The following is a 15080-nucleotide window of genomic DNA, read 5'->3' on the forward strand; positions in this document are numbered from 1 at the left end:
ATCTGGGGCCGACCCCGGTACTTTGATGCCCTTGGGTTAATGCCTGCCTTTCACGCCGCCTGCGGCAGCACCGACCCCAGTTTTTCCAGCAAGTGCTCGCACTGGAAGACGGACAGGGTCTGGCGCTTGTCCGCCGTGCCCACGTCGATCATTTCATCCATGTCGCTGCGCAGGTCGTCGTGGTCGCCCGTGCGGATGAGCTGTGGCGCCGCGAAGCGCTGGCTGTCGGAAATCGTCATGATGTTGTCGACCTTGTCGACGAGAAAACCATAGCGCTCGGCGCCCCGTTCCACGATCAGGATCTTGCCCGCGCTGCTGTCGGCCAGCGGCGGCATGGCATACAGCTGGCGCAGGTCGATGATGCTGATCATTTGCTGGCGCAGGTTCAGCATGCCGCGCATGCAGGCCGGCATGCCCGGCGGCGTGGTGATGGCGCCGCCGAAATCGATGATTTCGCGCACTTGGCCGATTTCCACGGCGAACTGGTTTTCCACCGTGAACGTGATGTACACGCGGCGCTGCGCCTTCTGCGTGGCCGCTGCCGCCGTTTCCGTCACGTTCGGGTACAGCCGCTTGTGGCCGTCGCGCATCTCGATGATTTCCCCTTGCGACAGGATTTCCCGGTGGTCGAGGAAAATGATGTCGCCCAGGCTTTCCTTGGTGATGCAGCCGGCAAACATGGCCGCGCGCGCCTTGCTCAGCAGGGGAATCGGCAAGACTTCATCGCCAAAGAAATGCACGATGCTGTCGACGGAATCGACGAGAAAGCCGATGGTCGTCTCTTCCAGCCGCACGACGATGATGCGCTGTTCCGGCGTGGCCGCCTTGCCCGGCTCGGCCGCCTGCAGCAGGGCGGCAAAATCGACGACGGCCACCTGGCTGCCGCGAAAATGCATGCGTCCCAGGCACAGCTCGCTATTCAGGATGGAGCTGTGCAGCTCGGGCACCTTGATGATTTCCTGGATGGCCAGCATCTCGAAGGCGAACGTGGCGCCGGCCGCGTGGAAGCTGACGCACTGGCGCCGTTCGCTCTGCGCGTGGTAGCGGGCCGTGCCGAGCTTGGCGCCGCTGGCTTGCAGGGCCAGCACGTGGGGCACGTTTTCGATGCGCAGCAAGGCGTGCGGGTCGAGGATTTGCAGCAGGCGGGCGCCGCCATCGTGCAAGATGGTGCCGGCGATGACGGCGTGGGCGTCGCCCGCCGCATAGTGCAGGGCGCTGCGCTGGGTGGCGGGCACGCGCAGGATTTCGCCCGTGTCCTGGAAGACGATGCCGATCAGCACTTGCTGGAAATCGAGGATGGCGATCTTGTCGCTGGCCGCGGCGCGCGGCGCGTCGGCGCGGAACAGCCTGCCCAGGTTGACGACGGGTATGACGCTGCCGCGCAAGGTGAACATGCCTTCCAGATACGCCGGCGCCAGGGGCAGGGCGGTGACTTTCGCGGGATAGTTCACCACTTCGCGGATGCAGCTGGCGGGCAGGGCGAATTCGTCGTCGCCCAGGTAGAAGGAGCCGAACAGTTCCGTGGCGGCGTCGCCGCCACCGCCGGTGCGGGCTTGCAATCCTGACGCTTCATGCATGTCCATACGCGCCTTCCTTGCGTGCAGGTAAAACAGGGGCTTGCGCCACGACGTCCGTGACGGCGTAGCTGAGATGGGCGCAATCGATCAGCAGCTGGCGCCCGTGGCGCCCGCCCAGCGCGCAGAAACTGACCTGCAGGCCGCAGCGGTCCAGGTATTTTTGCGCCGCTTCCACGTTTTGCCGTCCCACCTGCAAGCGTCCATTGCGCGGGCCAAACATGCTGGCGCCGCCCGCCAGCACCACTTCGATGTCGGCATAGTCGGCCTGGCGCGCGCCCATCAGGCGCAGCAGCGAAGGCACGGCCTGGCTGACATAGCGTGCCCCCAGGGAATGGTCCGCCCCCGGCGCTTCCGGCAGCAGACAGTGGGCCAGGCCGCAGCAATGGCCTTTCTTCCAGATGAAGCCGATGCCGATGCACGAGCCCAGCAGCGCCTGCAATTGTTCGTCGTGCGTGCCCACGCTGAGCTGGCCCATGCCCACCAGGTGCAGCGGCGGCGCGGCGGCGCTTGCCAGTGAACGGTTCATGCCACCCCCGCTTTATAGATCATGGGAAATTCGAACTGGTAGCCCGTAGCGAGCCTGGCGATGGTCTCCGACTCGCCCAGGATCAGCCGGCCATCGTCCTTCAGGCTCTGGCGGGCCTGGCGCAGCACCGTTTCCTGGTGTTCCGCGTCGAAATAAATCAGCACATTGCGCAGGAATACCAGGTCGAACTGCTGCGCCGGACGCAGTGCTTCGAGCAGATTGTGCTGGGAAAAGCTGACGTGTTGCCGCAGTTCTTCGTTGACTTGCACGCCATACGGCGACGGCGTAAAGTATTTGCGCAGCAAGTCCGGGTGCGACAGGCGGATGCGCTCGACGGAGCGGCCGCTGTACTGGCCGGCCTTGGCCGCACCGAGGATTTGCCGGGAAATGTCGCTGGCCAGGATCTGGTAGCGGAAGGTGGGCGTCTGCAGGCGGAACTGTTCGCACAGCATGGCGATCGAATACAGTTCCTCGCCGCTGGCCGCCGCCGCCGACCACACTTTCAGGCAGCCGCCCGGATGCGCGCGCGCCCAGGCGGGCAGGTAGCGGTCGCGGAAGTAGTCCCAGATCTGCGGCGTGCGGAAGAACAGCGTGTCGTTCGTCGTCACCAGGTCGATGAAATGGACGATCTCGTCGCGGTCGCTGGCCACGCGGTCCAGGTAGGCCTGGTAGCTGTGCAGGGACAGCGCCTGCAGCCGGGGCTGCAAGCGCCGTTCCAGCAAGACACTCTTGCGCGGCGTCATGGCGATGCCCGTATGCTCGCGCACCAGCGCGATCAGGGTCGTCAGCACCTCGGGCGTCAGCGTGGCCGCGTGGCTCATGGCTTACACCACGAAGCCGGAGACAGTCTGGTTCAGGCTGCCCGCGCGGTCGTTCAGGCTATCCGTCGAGCGGGCGATGCTGTCGCAGTTGGCGGCCGATTTCTCCGTTTCCTCGGCGATGTACTGGATCGCCGTCGACACTTCGCGCGCCGTCAGCAGCTGCTCGTTGGCCGCCTTCGAGATATCCGAGATGGCCAGCGTGGTTTTCGCCACGCCCGAGACGATCTTGTCGAAGGCGTCGCTGGCCTGGCGCGAAATCTCGCTGCCGGTGGAGACGCGCTTGACGGACTCGTTGATCAGCTTGGAAATTTCCTTGGTCGCCTGCGACGAGCGCTCGGCCAGCTTGCGCACCTCGTCGGCGACGACGGAAAAGCCCAGGCCGTGCTCGCCCGCGCGGGCCGCCTCGATGGCCGCGTTGAACGCCAGCATGTTGGTCTGGTTGGCGATCTCGCTGATGACCTTGACGATTTCGCCGATGTCTTCCGACGAGCGGTTGATCAGGTCCATCGCCTCGATCGACTTGGCGACGGCGCGCGCGCCCGCTTCCGCTTCCTGCTGCGTGGCTTTCGCCAGGTAGTCGGCGTTCGAGGTGTTTTCCGCGATGGAATTGATGGAAAACGTCAGGCCGTCGATGGACGCGTTCATTTCTTCCACCGTGGCGCCCAGCGCCTGCGTGCCCACGGCCACGCCCGTGGCCCGCTCGGCGATCGCGTGCGAGGCGTCGGCAAAGCCGTTCGCCGCCGACACCACGTCGCCGATCACGCCGCGCAGGTCGACGATCATCTTGCTGATGCCGCCGGCCAGCAAGTCGATCGGCTCGTCGCCTTCGGGCACGATATCGCACGTCAAATCGCCTTGCGCCGCGCGCGCCACGCAGGCCAGCAGGGCTTCCACCTTGCGGCTGTCATTGGCCGCCTTGGCCTGGATGCCGGTTTCCATGTTGACCTGCTCGCTGATGTCGATGGCGAACTTGACCACTTTATATGGCTTGCCGTTCAGGTCGAGGATGGGGTTGTAGGTGGCCTGTATCCACACCACCTTGCCATGGCTGCCCAGGCGCTTGTAGCGGCCCGCGTCGAATTCGCCGCGGTTCAGCTTTTGCCAGAATTTCTTGTATTCGGCGCTGCTGGCATAGTCGGGCTCGCAAAACATGCGGTGGTGCTCGCCCTGGATGTCGGCCAGGTCATAGCCCATGACGGCGAGGAAATTCTCGTTCGCGTCCAGCACATTGCCCTGCATGTCGAATTCGATCACGGCTTGCGCCTTGCCGATGGCGCTGACCTTGCCTTCGTACTCGGCATTGCGCTTCTTCAGGGCCGTGATGTCGCTGGCGAACTTGACCACCTTGAACGGCCGGCCTTCCGTGTCGAAGATGGGATTGTAGGTGGCGTTGAGCCAGATTTCGCGGCCATCTTTCGTCACGCGCTTGTATTCGCCGGCGTCGAACTCGCCCTTGGCCAGCTTTTGCCAGAATTGCGCGTACTCCTCGCTCTTGGCGTATTCCGGTTCGCAAAACATGCGGTGATGCTTGCCTTCGATCTCCGCCAGCGTGTAGCCGACGGAATGGAGGAAGTTGTCGTTGGCGCGGATGATGGTGCCGTCGAGCCTGAATTCGATCACGGCCTGGGCCTTGCTGATGGCGTCGATCTTGCCTTCGTAGTCGGCATTGCGGCGCTTGCTGGCCGTAATGTCGGTGGCGAACTTGATGACCTTGTACGGTTTGCCGTCCGCATCGAGAATGGGGTTGTAGGAAGCGTTGATCCACACTTCGCGGCCATCCTTGGCGCGGCGCTTGTATTCGCCCTGGTCGAACTCGCCCCGTCCCAGCTTGGCCCAGAAGTCGCGGTATTCGGCCGTTTTCACATACTCGGGATCGCAGAAGATGGCATGGTGCTTGCCTTGCACCTCGGCCAGCGTATAGCCGACGACGCGCAGGAAATTGTCGTTCGCATGCAGGATGGTGCCGTCGAGTTCGAATTCGATCACGGCCTGGACACGGTTCAATGCAGTATTTATCGCTTGTAAGTCCAGGTCCTGGGAGTGGCTGACATGGCTGGCTGCGTCCATAAGATTTCCTTCAGTGTGGGTCGAAGAATGGGTGGCGCTCATACTGGCATAACAATAGGCAATGGTTCAATGCAGCGCTTCAGCATTATTATTAATGTGGCGCGAAGTGATAATCGGTGAGAATCTGCCCGATAAAGGCAGGCGATATCCGACGACCGCTGACGCCTTATATTAAATCAATTGCAGAGTATTGATTTGAATCAATAATTTTATTATTCCCCAGCGCCTGGGGAAAAACAAGAGGCATGGATAAATAATGCGAAAAGTGTCGTTATTGGCCTGTGCGCGCATATATCGGCGTATTTATTACATAATAAAACGGCGTTTTTATTATTGTGGTTTTATTATTGAAGATGAATATCCATGTGATAGCTGCTGGCATCGCCTGCGGCGCGCGCCGCCATCGGACGGGGCCGATGTTGTACCATGGCGGCCAATGCGGGCGCCTGGCGCGCCACGACAAAAATAATACGAGCGTTCTTTTATGCGGTATAGTGAAGCTTCATCCCTTGCAACCACCTCATACGTTGAGCAAAACCAATAAGGAAGAGACATGAGCGCTGAATATCAAGTGAACGGTGCCGTTGCCGTCATTACCCTGAGCAATCCACCCGTCAACGGCCTGGGCCTGGCGACGCGCACGGCCGCCGTGGCCGGCATCCGCCAGGCATTGGCCGATGACAGCGTCAAGGCCATCGTCATCACGGGCGCCGGCAAGGCGTTCTCGGGCGGCGCCGACATCAAGGAATTCAATTCGCCCAAGGCGCTCACGGAACCGACCCTGCACACCCTGATCAATGTGGTGGAGCAATCGACGAAACCCGTCGTGGCGGCCATCCACAGCGTCTGCATGGGAGGCGGCCTGGAGCTGGCGCTGGGCTGCAACTACCGCGTGGCCGCGCCCGGCGCGCAAATGGCCTTGCCGGAAGTCAAGCTAGGCATCTTGCCGGGCGCGGGCGGCACGCAGCGCCTGCCCCGGGTGCTGGGCCTGGAAATGGCCCTCAACATGATCGTCTCGGGCACGCCCGTGGCGTCGGAAAAGCTGGCCGGCACGGCCCTGTTCGATGAAGTCACCGCGCCCGGCGCCGACCTGCTGGCCGCCGCCGTGGCCTTTGCGACGAAAGTGGCGGACGTGCGCCCGCTGCCGAAAGTGCGCGAGCGCAAGGTCGACTACCCGAACCACGAAGCGTTCCTGCAGTTTTCGCGCAATACGGTGAAAGCCATGTCCGGCCCGTTCCCCGCGCCCCTGAAATGCGTGGACGCCGTGGCCGCTGCCGTGACGATGAAATTCGACGACGGCTTGAAGTACGAGCGCGAACTGTTCATGCAGCTGGTGCAGTCGCCCGAATCGAAGGCCCTGCGCCATGCCTTCTTTGCCGAACGGGTGGCCAGCAAGGTGCCCGACGTGCCGTCCGACACGCCCGTGCGCGCCATCGCCAGCGCGGCGATCGTCGGCGCCGGCACCATGGGCGGCGGCATCGCCATGAATTTCGCCAACGCGGGCATCCCCGTGACCTTGCTGGAGACGCAGCAGGACGCGCTGGACAAGGGCCTGGCCACCATCCGCAAGAATTACGAAAACACGGTCAAGAAGGGCAAGCTGACGCAGGAAAAGGCCGAGCAGCGCATCGCGCTCGTCTCCGGCACCCTGGCGTATGCGGCCATCGCCCAGGCGGACATCGTCATCGAAGCCGTCTTCGAAGAGCTGGGCGTGAAGGAAACCGTCTTCAGGCAGCTCGACGCCGTCATGAAGCCGGGCGCCATCCTCGCCTCGAATACCTCCACCCTGGACCTGGACAAGATCGCCGCGTTCACCCAGCGTCCGCAGGACGTGATCGGCACGCATTTCTTCAGTCCCGCCAACGTCATGAAGCTGCTGGAAATCGTCCGTGGCAAGGCAACGGGCAAGGACGTGCTGGCGACGGCGCTGGCGCTGTCGAAAAAACTGAAAAAGACGGGCGTGGTGTCCGGCGTGTGCGACGGCTTCATCGGCAACCGCATGATCGAGCAGTACAGCCGGCAAGCCGGTTTCCTGCTGGAAGAAGGCTGCCTGCCGGAGCAGGTGGACAAGGCGGTGGAGAAATTCGGCTTTGCCATGGGGCCGTTCCGCATGGCCGACCTGGCCGGCAACGATATCGGCTGGGCCATCCGCAAGCGCCGCTACGTGGAAAAGCCGGACGTCACGTATTCGAAGACGGCCGACCTGCTGTGCGAGCTGGGTCGTTTTGGCCAGAAGACGGGCGCCGGCTGGTATGACTACAAGGCGGGCGACCGCAAGGCGTATCCATCGGAACAGGTCAATGCCATGATCGTGCAGCACTCGGTCGACATCGGCGTGGCGCGACGCAAGGTCAGCGACCAGGAAATCGTCGAACGGCTCGTGTATGCGCTCGTCAACGAAGGCGCGCGCATCCTGGAAGAGGGCATCGCCCTGCGCGCCTCGGACATCGACATGGTGTATCTGACGGGCTACGGCTTCCCGCTGTTCCGTGGCGGCCCCATGTTCTACGCGGACATGGTCGGCTTGCCGAATGTGCTAGACAGCATCAAGGGCTACGCCAAGGGCCGCCATGGCGAGGCGTGGACGCCGGCGCCCCTGCTGGTGAGGCTGGCGGGCGAGGGCAAGGGCTTTAACAGCTGATGTCGCGGTGAGCCGGGTAGGTCGGATTAGCGCGGTGCGCGTAATCCGACATCACCAAAGGCGCCAACAATGTTGTCGGATTACGCGATGCCTGGCCTCGCTAATCCGACCTGCGTTATTATTTCTTCTTCACCACCATCTTCACCACCATCTTGACCGCCTCGTTGACGATGACGGGGTTGTCTTTCTGGATGTAATAGCCGGCGCCCGTGATGCGCTCGATGGCAGGCGCGCCGGACAGGCGCTGCCAATCCTTTTCCTGGGCCCGCACCAGGCTTTCAAACGAACCCGTCTCCTCGATGCCGAACTTGTCGCGCACCAGCAGCATGGCGGGAACGCGCAGCGGGCTGGCCAGGTCGACATGCTGCAGGCATTGCGTCTGGGCATCGAATTCGGCCGATTCGGTGCTGTTGAACATCAGCTTTCGACGGGTTTTGACCAGCATGGCGTAGGTGCTGGCGTCCGTCTGCATGCGGCTCCATTGCTGCGGGTGCGTGGGGTCGAGCAGGACCAGTCCCGCCACGTCCTGCGGGTACAGCTTCGCATACACGTACTGGTACAGTCCGCCCAGGCCATGGCCAACCAGCACATACGGCGGTTTCAGGCCCGCTTGCGCCAGCAGGGCGCGCTGCTGCGCAGCGATGGTGCAGGGATCGCGCGGCGTGGTGGTTTTCTTGCTGTCGCCATAGCCGGGACGGTCATACACGAGCACGCGATGCTGCTGCGCCACTTCGGGCACCACCTTGGCCCATACTTCCTTGCCGTCGCCCATGGCTGACTGGAAGACCACGGGCAAGCCGCCTTGCCCGCTCAGGGCGTAGGCGATGCTGGCGTCGGGCAGGGCGGCCGTGGCCGGTATGCCGGGCGCGGCCGGGGAAGAGGGCAGCAGGGAACAGCCGGAAAAACAGCCTGCCAGCAGCAGGCCGGCGCTGGAAAGGAGCAGGGTGCGCGCGGGGCGGCCGACGAATAGATGATGCATGAATCTCCTTCTTGGTGCAGGGACCGGGGACCGGTATGGCGTGCCAGCCATTATAGGCAAATCAGGGGGAAGTGAACATGTCGAACAGAACGGGCTTTCCGTCTTCTCAGGCGGCGTCGGCGCGGTGGCAGACGGCTTCGATGCGGTTGCCGTCCGGATCGAACAAAAAGGCGGCGTAATAACTGGCATGATAATGGCGCAGGCCGGGGGCGCCCAGGTCGAAGCCGCCATGCGCCAGGCCCGCTTGCCAAAAGGCATCCACGGCCGCGCGCGTGGGCGCCTTGAAGCAGCAGTGGCGGCGCGGCGCATCGTCGGGCGCCGGACCCAGGCGTACGGAAAAATAGCTGCGCTCAGGGAAATCCGCATCGCTGCGTTCGCCGTAGCCTATCCAGGCGTTGGCGTGGTCGCTGCCCACCTTGGGCACCTCCAGCGCGGCGAAAATGGCGTCATAGAAGCGTTCCGCGCGCGCCAGGTCGGCAACGGTGAGGGAAACGTGATCGAGCATGGACACTCCACAGGAATCAGGGACGGCCATAGCATAGCCCGGATCGGGGCGGCTGTGGGCATTCCTGGCGTGCAGTGACCGAGTGAAACCGGCGGCGGCAAACCGGCGGTTACGCGTGCCAGTCAGGCGGCAGGTGTCAGCGCGGGCAGGAGCAGCGTGACGCCGATGCGCACACGGAGCAGGCCGGCGCGGGACGCGCCAGCTTGGCCACGATGGCGCGGCTGAGCGTTTGCACGCGCGGGGCGAACAGCATCACGGCGCAGAAGGCCACGGGCCAGGCGGCAAAGAAGGCATGGCGCCAGCGCGGCAGAAAATCGGCCTGCAGGCCGACATTGAGCCAGGTCACCCAGGCGCTCATCAGCAAGGTCATCACCAGCGACATCAGGAAGGCAAACACGCAGCGCAGGCGCAGGGCATCGGACATGGGGCGCTTTCAAATAAGTTGGAAAGAAGACAGCGTAACAACTTGCGCCAATCTATACTAGAGCCATATTTTTAATTTCAAATTCTATAAACGGAATCATTATTAAACACTCATGCTAGATGACCTCGCCCTGTTTGTCGCCATCGTGGAGGCGGGCAGCCTGCACGCGGCGGCTGTGAAGGAAGACTTGCCGCCCGCTACCGTCACGCGGCGGCTGCAAAAGCTGGAAAGCCAGCTGGGCTACCGCCTGCTGAACCGCAGTGCGCGGCGCATGCAGCCAACGGCGGAAGGCTGGCAATACTATGAGCAATGCCGCGCCCTCGTGCACGCCTTGCGGCAGGCGACGCAGCAGCTCGACGCCAGCCTGGCAGCCGTGTCCGGCACCATCCGCGTGCTGGCGCCCGTCAACTTCGCCAGCGGCTTGCTGACGCCGGCCTGGGTCAGCTTCATGCAGCAGTATCCCGCCATCCGCCTGGAACTGGAACTGTCGAACCTGCTGCAAGACCTGGTGGGCAGCGGCGCCGACCTGGCCATCCGCGTGGGCGCGCTCGACGATTCCTCGCTGATGCAGCGGCGCCTGGGCAGTGCGTCGCTGGTGATGGTGGCCGCGCCCGGCTACCTGGCGCGCGCCGGCGTGCCGCGCGATTTGCAGGAACTGGAACAGCATGAACTGATCGTGGCCGAGCCGCTGCGCAGCTGGCGCCTGCGGCGGCCCGGCGATGGCGCCGAAATGGTGATCCAGCCGCAGGCGCGCCTGCGCGTCAACGAGATGCGCCTGGCCGTGGAGATGGCGGACGCGGGCATCGGCATCTTGCTGTGTCCGTTATTGCAATGCCGCGAGGAAGTGGCGCGTGGCAGCCTGGTGCGCGTCCTGCCCGACTGGATGCCGCAGCCGCGCCACGTGTATGCCGTGTGGTCGCAGCGGCGCTACCTGCCCGCCCGCGTGCGCGTGCTGCTCGAGCACCTGGCGGCGTTCGCGGAAAGCAATCCCCTGTTGAACGAGGACATCGGGGCCGCTTAGCCGGGTGCGCCGTCCGGCTGCTGCTGCTGCTGCTGCTGCTGCTGCTGCTGCTGCTGCTGCTGCTGCTGCTGCTGCTCCAGCCAGCCCGTGAAGGCGCGCAATGCCGCGCTGAATCCGCCGGCCGGCGCGGCGCCGGGCCGGGCCTGGACGAGGAAGTAGCGCATCTGCGCCTGCATGGCCGGGTGGCGCCGCAGCAGCAGTGCCGCGTGTTCCTCGAGGCTGGCGGGCCAGCCGCTGTCGCCATCTTCGCGCAGCAGGTTGCACGAGCGGATCAGCTTGCGCGACGCCTCGCGCTGCAGGCGGGCGATGGCGGCAGGGTCGCATTCCCCGTCGAGGCGCTGCGCATAGTCTTCCAGCACGGTGGCAAAGTCGCCATTCACGGCCAGGGCGATGGCGCGCGACGGCGCGAAAGGCGCAAAGTGCGCGGCCAGGTCTGCGCCCCACAGGCAGCGGCACTGGTGCTTGAGCCAGTAGCCCCAGCTGTACAGGTTTTCCGGCGCAAGTACCTGGGCCCGGTGGCCGATATCGAAATCGATCTTCAGCACCGTGTCATGGCGCGCCTGCAGGGCCAGGCGCAAGGTTTCCAGCATGTCGCCCTGCTGCGGCGTGGGCGGCTGGCGCAGCACCAGGGTCAGGTCCAGGTCGGACACGCCCGGCGTGGCGTCGCCCCGCGCCACGCTGCCATACACATACAGGCTGTCGAGCAAATCGCCGGCGCGCGCGGCCAGACTGGCGCACGCGTCCTGCAGCAGCGGGGCAAAATCGGGTTGCAGGGGGCCGCTTGGGGCGGGCGGCAAGGTGGCGGGTACGGTCGGTGGCATGCCTGGCGAGGGTGGGGTGGACAAAAGCGCCACCATAGCATGGGGCGCGATGGGGCGCATGGCAATCCTTTCCGTCAAGTAATAACCGAGCGCTTGTACTTTGCGCCTTGATCGCGTTAAGATAAGCCGCCCGCTTATCAAGTGGGCAATCTGGTGTTTTTTCGCGCAATCCCGTCCCTATCCATGAGAGTAGCAATGAAATATCTGATCGTTCCCTTTCTGTTGACCATTACCGGCTGCGAGGTACTGTATGACGCGAACCGGGACAAGATCGGCGAGTACTGCAACAGCTTGAATAATTTCGACGACCGCAATGCCTGCCGCAAGCGCAACCAGACCAGCTATCAGGAATACGTGCAGCACCGCGACAAGCAGAAACAGGGCGCCAGCGACAAGTAGGCTTGCACGGCGTCGCCGCTCCATGAAAAACGCCGCTGACAAGTCAGCGGCGTTTTGTTTTTCTAGCCCCGGCATGGCGGCCGGGGCAGGGTGGCGGTCAGTCGTCGGCGTAAATATTGTTGTCCTTGGTTTCACGGACAAACAGCGTGCCGATCACGACAGTCGCCAGGGCGACGACGATCGGGTACCACAGGCCATAATAAATGTCGCCCTTGAAGGCCACCAGCGCGAAGGCCGTGGTGGGCAGCAAGCCGCCGAACCAGCCATTGCCGATGTGGTAAGGCAGGGACATCGAAGTGTAGCGTATGCGGGTCGGGAACATTTCCACCAGCATGGCGGCGATCGGGCCGTACACCATGGTCACGTACAGCACCAGGATGAACAGCAGCAGGACCACCATCGGCTTGTTGATCTGTTCCGGATCAGCCTTGGCGGGGTAGCCCGCTTCCTTGATGCCGGCGCCCAGTTCTTTCTTCAGCGCCGCTTCGTGGGCCTTGCTTTCCGCATCGAAGTTCAAGCCGTCGGCCGTCATGACGGCGTTGAACGAGGAAAATTCCTTCGTGCCGATGCGCACCTTGGCGATGCTGCCGGCCGGGGCGTCTTCCTTCGTGTAGTTCACCGAGCTGTTCGACAGGAAGCCGGTGGCGATGTCGCACGACGAGGGGAATTTCTTCGTGCCCGTCATGTTGAACTGGAAGTGGCAGGAGGCGGGATCGGCCACCACCACCACTGGCGAGTTCTTCAGTGCTGCTTCCAGCTGCGGGTTGGCGAAGTGCGTCAGGCCGTTGAAGATCGGGAAGTAGGTGACGGCGGCGATCAGGCAGCCGCCGAGGATGATGTACTTGCGGCCGATGCGGTCGGACAGGCTGCCGAAGAACAGGAAGAATGGCGTGGCCAGCAGCAGGGCGATGGCGACCAGCACGTTGGCCGTCGCCAGGTCCACTTTCAGGGTCTGGATCATGAAGAACAGAGCGTAGAACTGGCCCGTGTACCAGACGACCGCCTGGCCGGCGGTCAGGCCGATCAGGGCCAGGATGACGATCTTCAGGTTTTTCCATTTGCCGAACGCTTCCGTCAGCGGCGCTTTCGAGGTCTTGCCTTCGGCTTTCATCTTGGCAAACGCTGGCGATTCGTTCATGGCCATGCGGATCCAGACGGAAATACCCAGCAGCACCACGGACAGCAGGAACGGCACGCGCCAGCCCCATGCCTCGAATGCCTGCTCGCCCGTCGCCAGGCGGGTGCCCAGGATGACCATCAGCGACAGGAAGAAGCCCAGGGTTGCCGTGGTCTGTATCCACGCCGTGAACGCGCCGCGCTTGCCTTCCGGCGCATGTTCGGCCACGTAGGTGGCCGCGCCGCCGTACTCGCCGCCCAGCGCCAGGCCTTGCAGGATGCGCAGGATGACGAGGATGATCGGCGCCGCGATGCCGATCGAAGCGTGGCCCGGCAGCAGGCCGACGATGAAGGTGGAACCGCCCATGATGATGATGGTCACCAGGAAGGTGTACTTGCGGCCGATCATGTCGCCCAGGCGGCCGAAGACCAGCGCGCCGAACGGACGCACGATGAAGCCGGCGGCGAAGGCCAGCAGCGCGAAAATGAAGGTGGTGGTGGGGTCGCCGATGAAAAATTGCTTGGCGATGATGGATGCCAGCGAACCGTACAGGTAAAAATCGTACCATTCAAAGACAGTGCCTAGCGAGGATGCAAAGATGACCTTGCGTTCCTCAGGCGTAATCGGCGTTCCCTTGGTGGAAATTTTCCGTACGTCGGCCGAGCCGGATGGTGTTGCCATGGTTTGTCTCCCTATATTTATAGTGAACTGGTGCCGAGGTCTTTTTTGACCATTCTTGCAACAGCTGCAGGCGAGTGTGTTCTCCGAACCTTACGTCATGCTTGCTTGAAACTTACACCAAGCTTACAGTGCGCGGCCTTTGCTGCCCGCCAAAAGCGAGCGCAACTTTGCGAACGACCGTACTTAAATGTGCTATTCTGGGCCCGGTGCATACACCCATAACATTCCCACAAGGAGACACAGCATGAATGAAGCCGTCATCGTATCGACCGCCCGCACGGGCCTGGCCAAGTCCTGGAAGGGCGCGTTCAACATGACGCATGGCGCCACCCTGGGCGGCCATGTGCTGGCGGCCGCCGTCGAGCGCGCCCGCATCGAGGCGGGCGAAGTGGAAGACGTGCTGGTCGGCTGCGCCTTTCCCGAAGGCGCCACGGGCGGCAATATCGCGCGCCAGGTGGCCTTGCGCGGCGGCTGCCCCGTCACCACGGCGGGCATGACCGTCAACCGTTTTTGCTCGTCCGGCCTGCAGGCGATCGCCCTGGCGGCGCAGCGCATCATCGCCGGCGAAGGCGACATCTATGCGGCCGGCGGCGTGGAATCGATTTCCTGCGTGCAAAACGAAATGAACACGCATATGTACCGCGAAGTCTGGCTGCAGCAGCACAAGCCGGAAGTGTATTGGCCCATGCTGCAGACGGCCGAGACGGTGGCCAAGCGCTACCAGATTTCGCGCGAGCGCCAGGATGCATACGGCGCGCAAAGCCAGCAGCGCGCCGCCGCGGCCCAGGCCGCCGGCCTGTTCGACGCGGAAATCGTGCCGATGACCACCACCATGGGCGTGGCCGACAAGGCCAGCGGCATGCTGGTCTCGCGCGAAGTGACGATCGCTGCCGACGAAGGCATCCGCGCCGACACCACCTACGATGCCGTGGCAAAGATCCGTCCGGCCATCCCCGGCGGCGTCATTAGCGCGGGCAATGCCAGCCAGTTTTCCGATGGCGCCTCGATGGCCATCGTCATGAATGCGAAAGTGGCCGAAGCGAAAGGCTTGCAGCCGCTGGGCATCTTCCGTGGCTTTGCCGTGGCCGGCTGCGAACCCGATGAGATGGGCATCGGTCCCGTGTTTGCCATTCCCAAGCTGCTGAAAAAGGCGGGCCTGACGGTGGCCGACATCGGCCTGTGGGAACTCAATGAAGCATTCGCCGTGCAAGTGCTGTACTGCGCCGATACCCTCGGCATTCCGCTGGACCGCCTGAACGTGAATGGCGGCGCCATCGCCGTCGGCCACCCGTATGGCGTCTCGGGTGCCCGCCTGACGGGCCACGCCCTGATCGAAGGCAAGCGCCGCGGCGTCAAATACGTGGTGGTGACCATGTGCATCGGCGGCGGGCAGGGCGCGGCCGGCCTGTTTGAAGTGCTGTAATCCGGATCAAAACCAGTCAGCGGGCGGCTTCCAGGGCCGCCCGTTTGCCTTCCGCCTCCTGTTCCTGCAGAGTGGAGC

13 protein-coding genes are annotated in these 15080 nt (G+C 63.5%); 4 read left to right on the forward strand and 9 right to left on the reverse strand.

The features are described from left to right. Positions 1-50: 50 nt before the first annotated feature. The 4 genes from ACZ92H_RS15225 to ACZ92H_RS15240 are packed head-to-tail and all read right to left on the reverse strand — an operon-like array spanning position 51 to position 4991. Positions 51-1583, reverse strand: coding sequence for a chemotaxis protein CheW (locus tag ACZ92H_RS15225; protein WP_465050002.1), 1533 nt, complete (start codon positions 1581-1583; stop codon positions 51-53). Further along, the gene (locus ACZ92H_RS15230; protein WP_465050003.1) at positions 1570-2103 is read right to left on the reverse strand and encodes a chemotaxis protein CheD; all 534 of its coding nucleotides are present in this window, start codon (positions 2101-2103) and stop codon (positions 1570-1572) included. The genes ACZ92H_RS15225 and ACZ92H_RS15230 overlap by 14 nt, the downstream gene beginning before the upstream one ends. Then, the gene (locus tag ACZ92H_RS15235; protein WP_465050004.1) at positions 2100-2924 is read right to left on the reverse strand and encodes a CheR family methyltransferase; all 825 of its coding nucleotides are present in this window, start codon (positions 2922-2924) and stop codon (positions 2100-2102) included. The genes ACZ92H_RS15230 and ACZ92H_RS15235 overlap by 4 nt, the downstream gene beginning before the upstream one ends. Before the next feature lie 3 nt (positions 2925-2927). Next, positions 2928-4991, reverse strand: coding sequence for a methyl-accepting chemotaxis protein (locus ACZ92H_RS15240; RefSeq protein ID WP_131369127.1), 2064 nt, complete (start codon positions 4989-4991; stop codon positions 2928-2930). A gap of 553 nt (positions 4992-5544) precedes the next feature. On the opposite strand from ACZ92H_RS15240, the gene ACZ92H_RS15245 reads away from it, so the two are divergent. Further along, positions 5545-7632, forward strand: coding sequence for a 3-hydroxyacyl-CoA dehydrogenase NAD-binding domain-containing protein (locus ACZ92H_RS15245; protein ID WP_465050006.1), 2088 nt, complete (start codon positions 5545-5547; stop codon positions 7630-7632). Positions 7633-7750: 118 nt separating this feature from the next. Here the strand turns inward: ACZ92H_RS15245 and ACZ92H_RS15250 are convergent, their stop codons facing one another. The 3 genes from ACZ92H_RS15250 to ACZ92H_RS15260 all read right to left on the reverse strand — a co-directional run bounded on the left by ACZ92H_RS15250 (position 7751) and on the right by ACZ92H_RS15260 (position 9540). Then, positions 7751-8611 carry an alpha/beta fold hydrolase gene (locus ACZ92H_RS15250; RefSeq protein WP_465050007.1) on the reverse strand — a complete coding sequence of 287 codons (861 nt, stop codon included), beginning with the start codon at positions 8609-8611 and terminating at the stop codon, positions 7751-7753. 106 nt (positions 8612-8717) lie between these two features. Continuing rightward, positions 8718-9116: a VOC family protein gene (locus ACZ92H_RS15255; protein WP_131369133.1), complete on the reverse strand. Its 399-nt coding sequence runs from the start codon at positions 9114-9116 to the stop codon at positions 8718-8720. A gap of 136 nt (positions 9117-9252) precedes the next feature. Next, a complete protein-coding gene (locus ACZ92H_RS15260; protein ID WP_131369135.1) occupies positions 9253-9540 on the reverse strand; it encodes a DUF2798 domain-containing protein in 288 nt (95 codons plus the stop codon). 112 nt (positions 9541-9652) lie between these two features. Between ACZ92H_RS15260 and ACZ92H_RS15265 the strand changes: the two genes are divergently transcribed. Next, positions 9653-10561 carry a LysR family transcriptional regulator gene (locus tag ACZ92H_RS15265; RefSeq protein ID WP_465050008.1) on the forward strand — a complete coding sequence of 303 codons (909 nt, stop codon included), beginning with the start codon at positions 9653-9655 and terminating at the stop codon, positions 10559-10561. On the opposite strand, the gene ACZ92H_RS15270 is transcribed toward ACZ92H_RS15265, so the two are convergent. Beyond that, complete coding sequence (locus ACZ92H_RS15270) at positions 10558-11406, reverse strand: nucleotidyltransferase domain-containing protein (RefSeq protein WP_465050009.1); 849 nt, start codon at positions 11404-11406, stop codon at positions 10558-10560. The two genes, ACZ92H_RS15265 and ACZ92H_RS15270, sit on opposite strands and share 4 nt — an antisense overlap. A gap of 171 nt (positions 11407-11577) precedes the next feature. On the opposite strand from ACZ92H_RS15270, the gene ACZ92H_RS15275 reads away from it, so the two are divergent. Beyond that, entirely contained in the window at positions 11578-11781 is a 204-nt protein-coding gene (locus tag ACZ92H_RS15275; protein WP_131369139.1) for a hypothetical protein, read from the forward strand. A gap of 97 nt (positions 11782-11878) precedes the next feature. On the opposite strand, the gene ACZ92H_RS15280 is transcribed toward ACZ92H_RS15275, so the two are convergent. Beyond that, positions 11879-13579 (reverse strand): MFS transporter, encoded by a 1701-nt coding sequence (locus ACZ92H_RS15280; RefSeq protein WP_131369141.1) that lies wholly within the window; start codon positions 13577-13579, stop codon positions 11879-11881. Between the two features lie 244 nt (positions 13580-13823). Here ACZ92H_RS15280 and ACZ92H_RS15285 point away from each other — a divergent pair, with 244 nt between their 5' ends. Then, a complete protein-coding gene (locus tag ACZ92H_RS15285) occupies positions 13824-15002 on the forward strand; it encodes an acetyl-CoA C-acyltransferase (RefSeq protein ID WP_131369143.1) in 1179 nt (392 codons plus the stop codon). The last annotated feature ends 78 nt before the right edge of the window (positions 15003-15080 follow it).

The organism is Janthinobacterium foliorum (assembly GCF_978021625.1).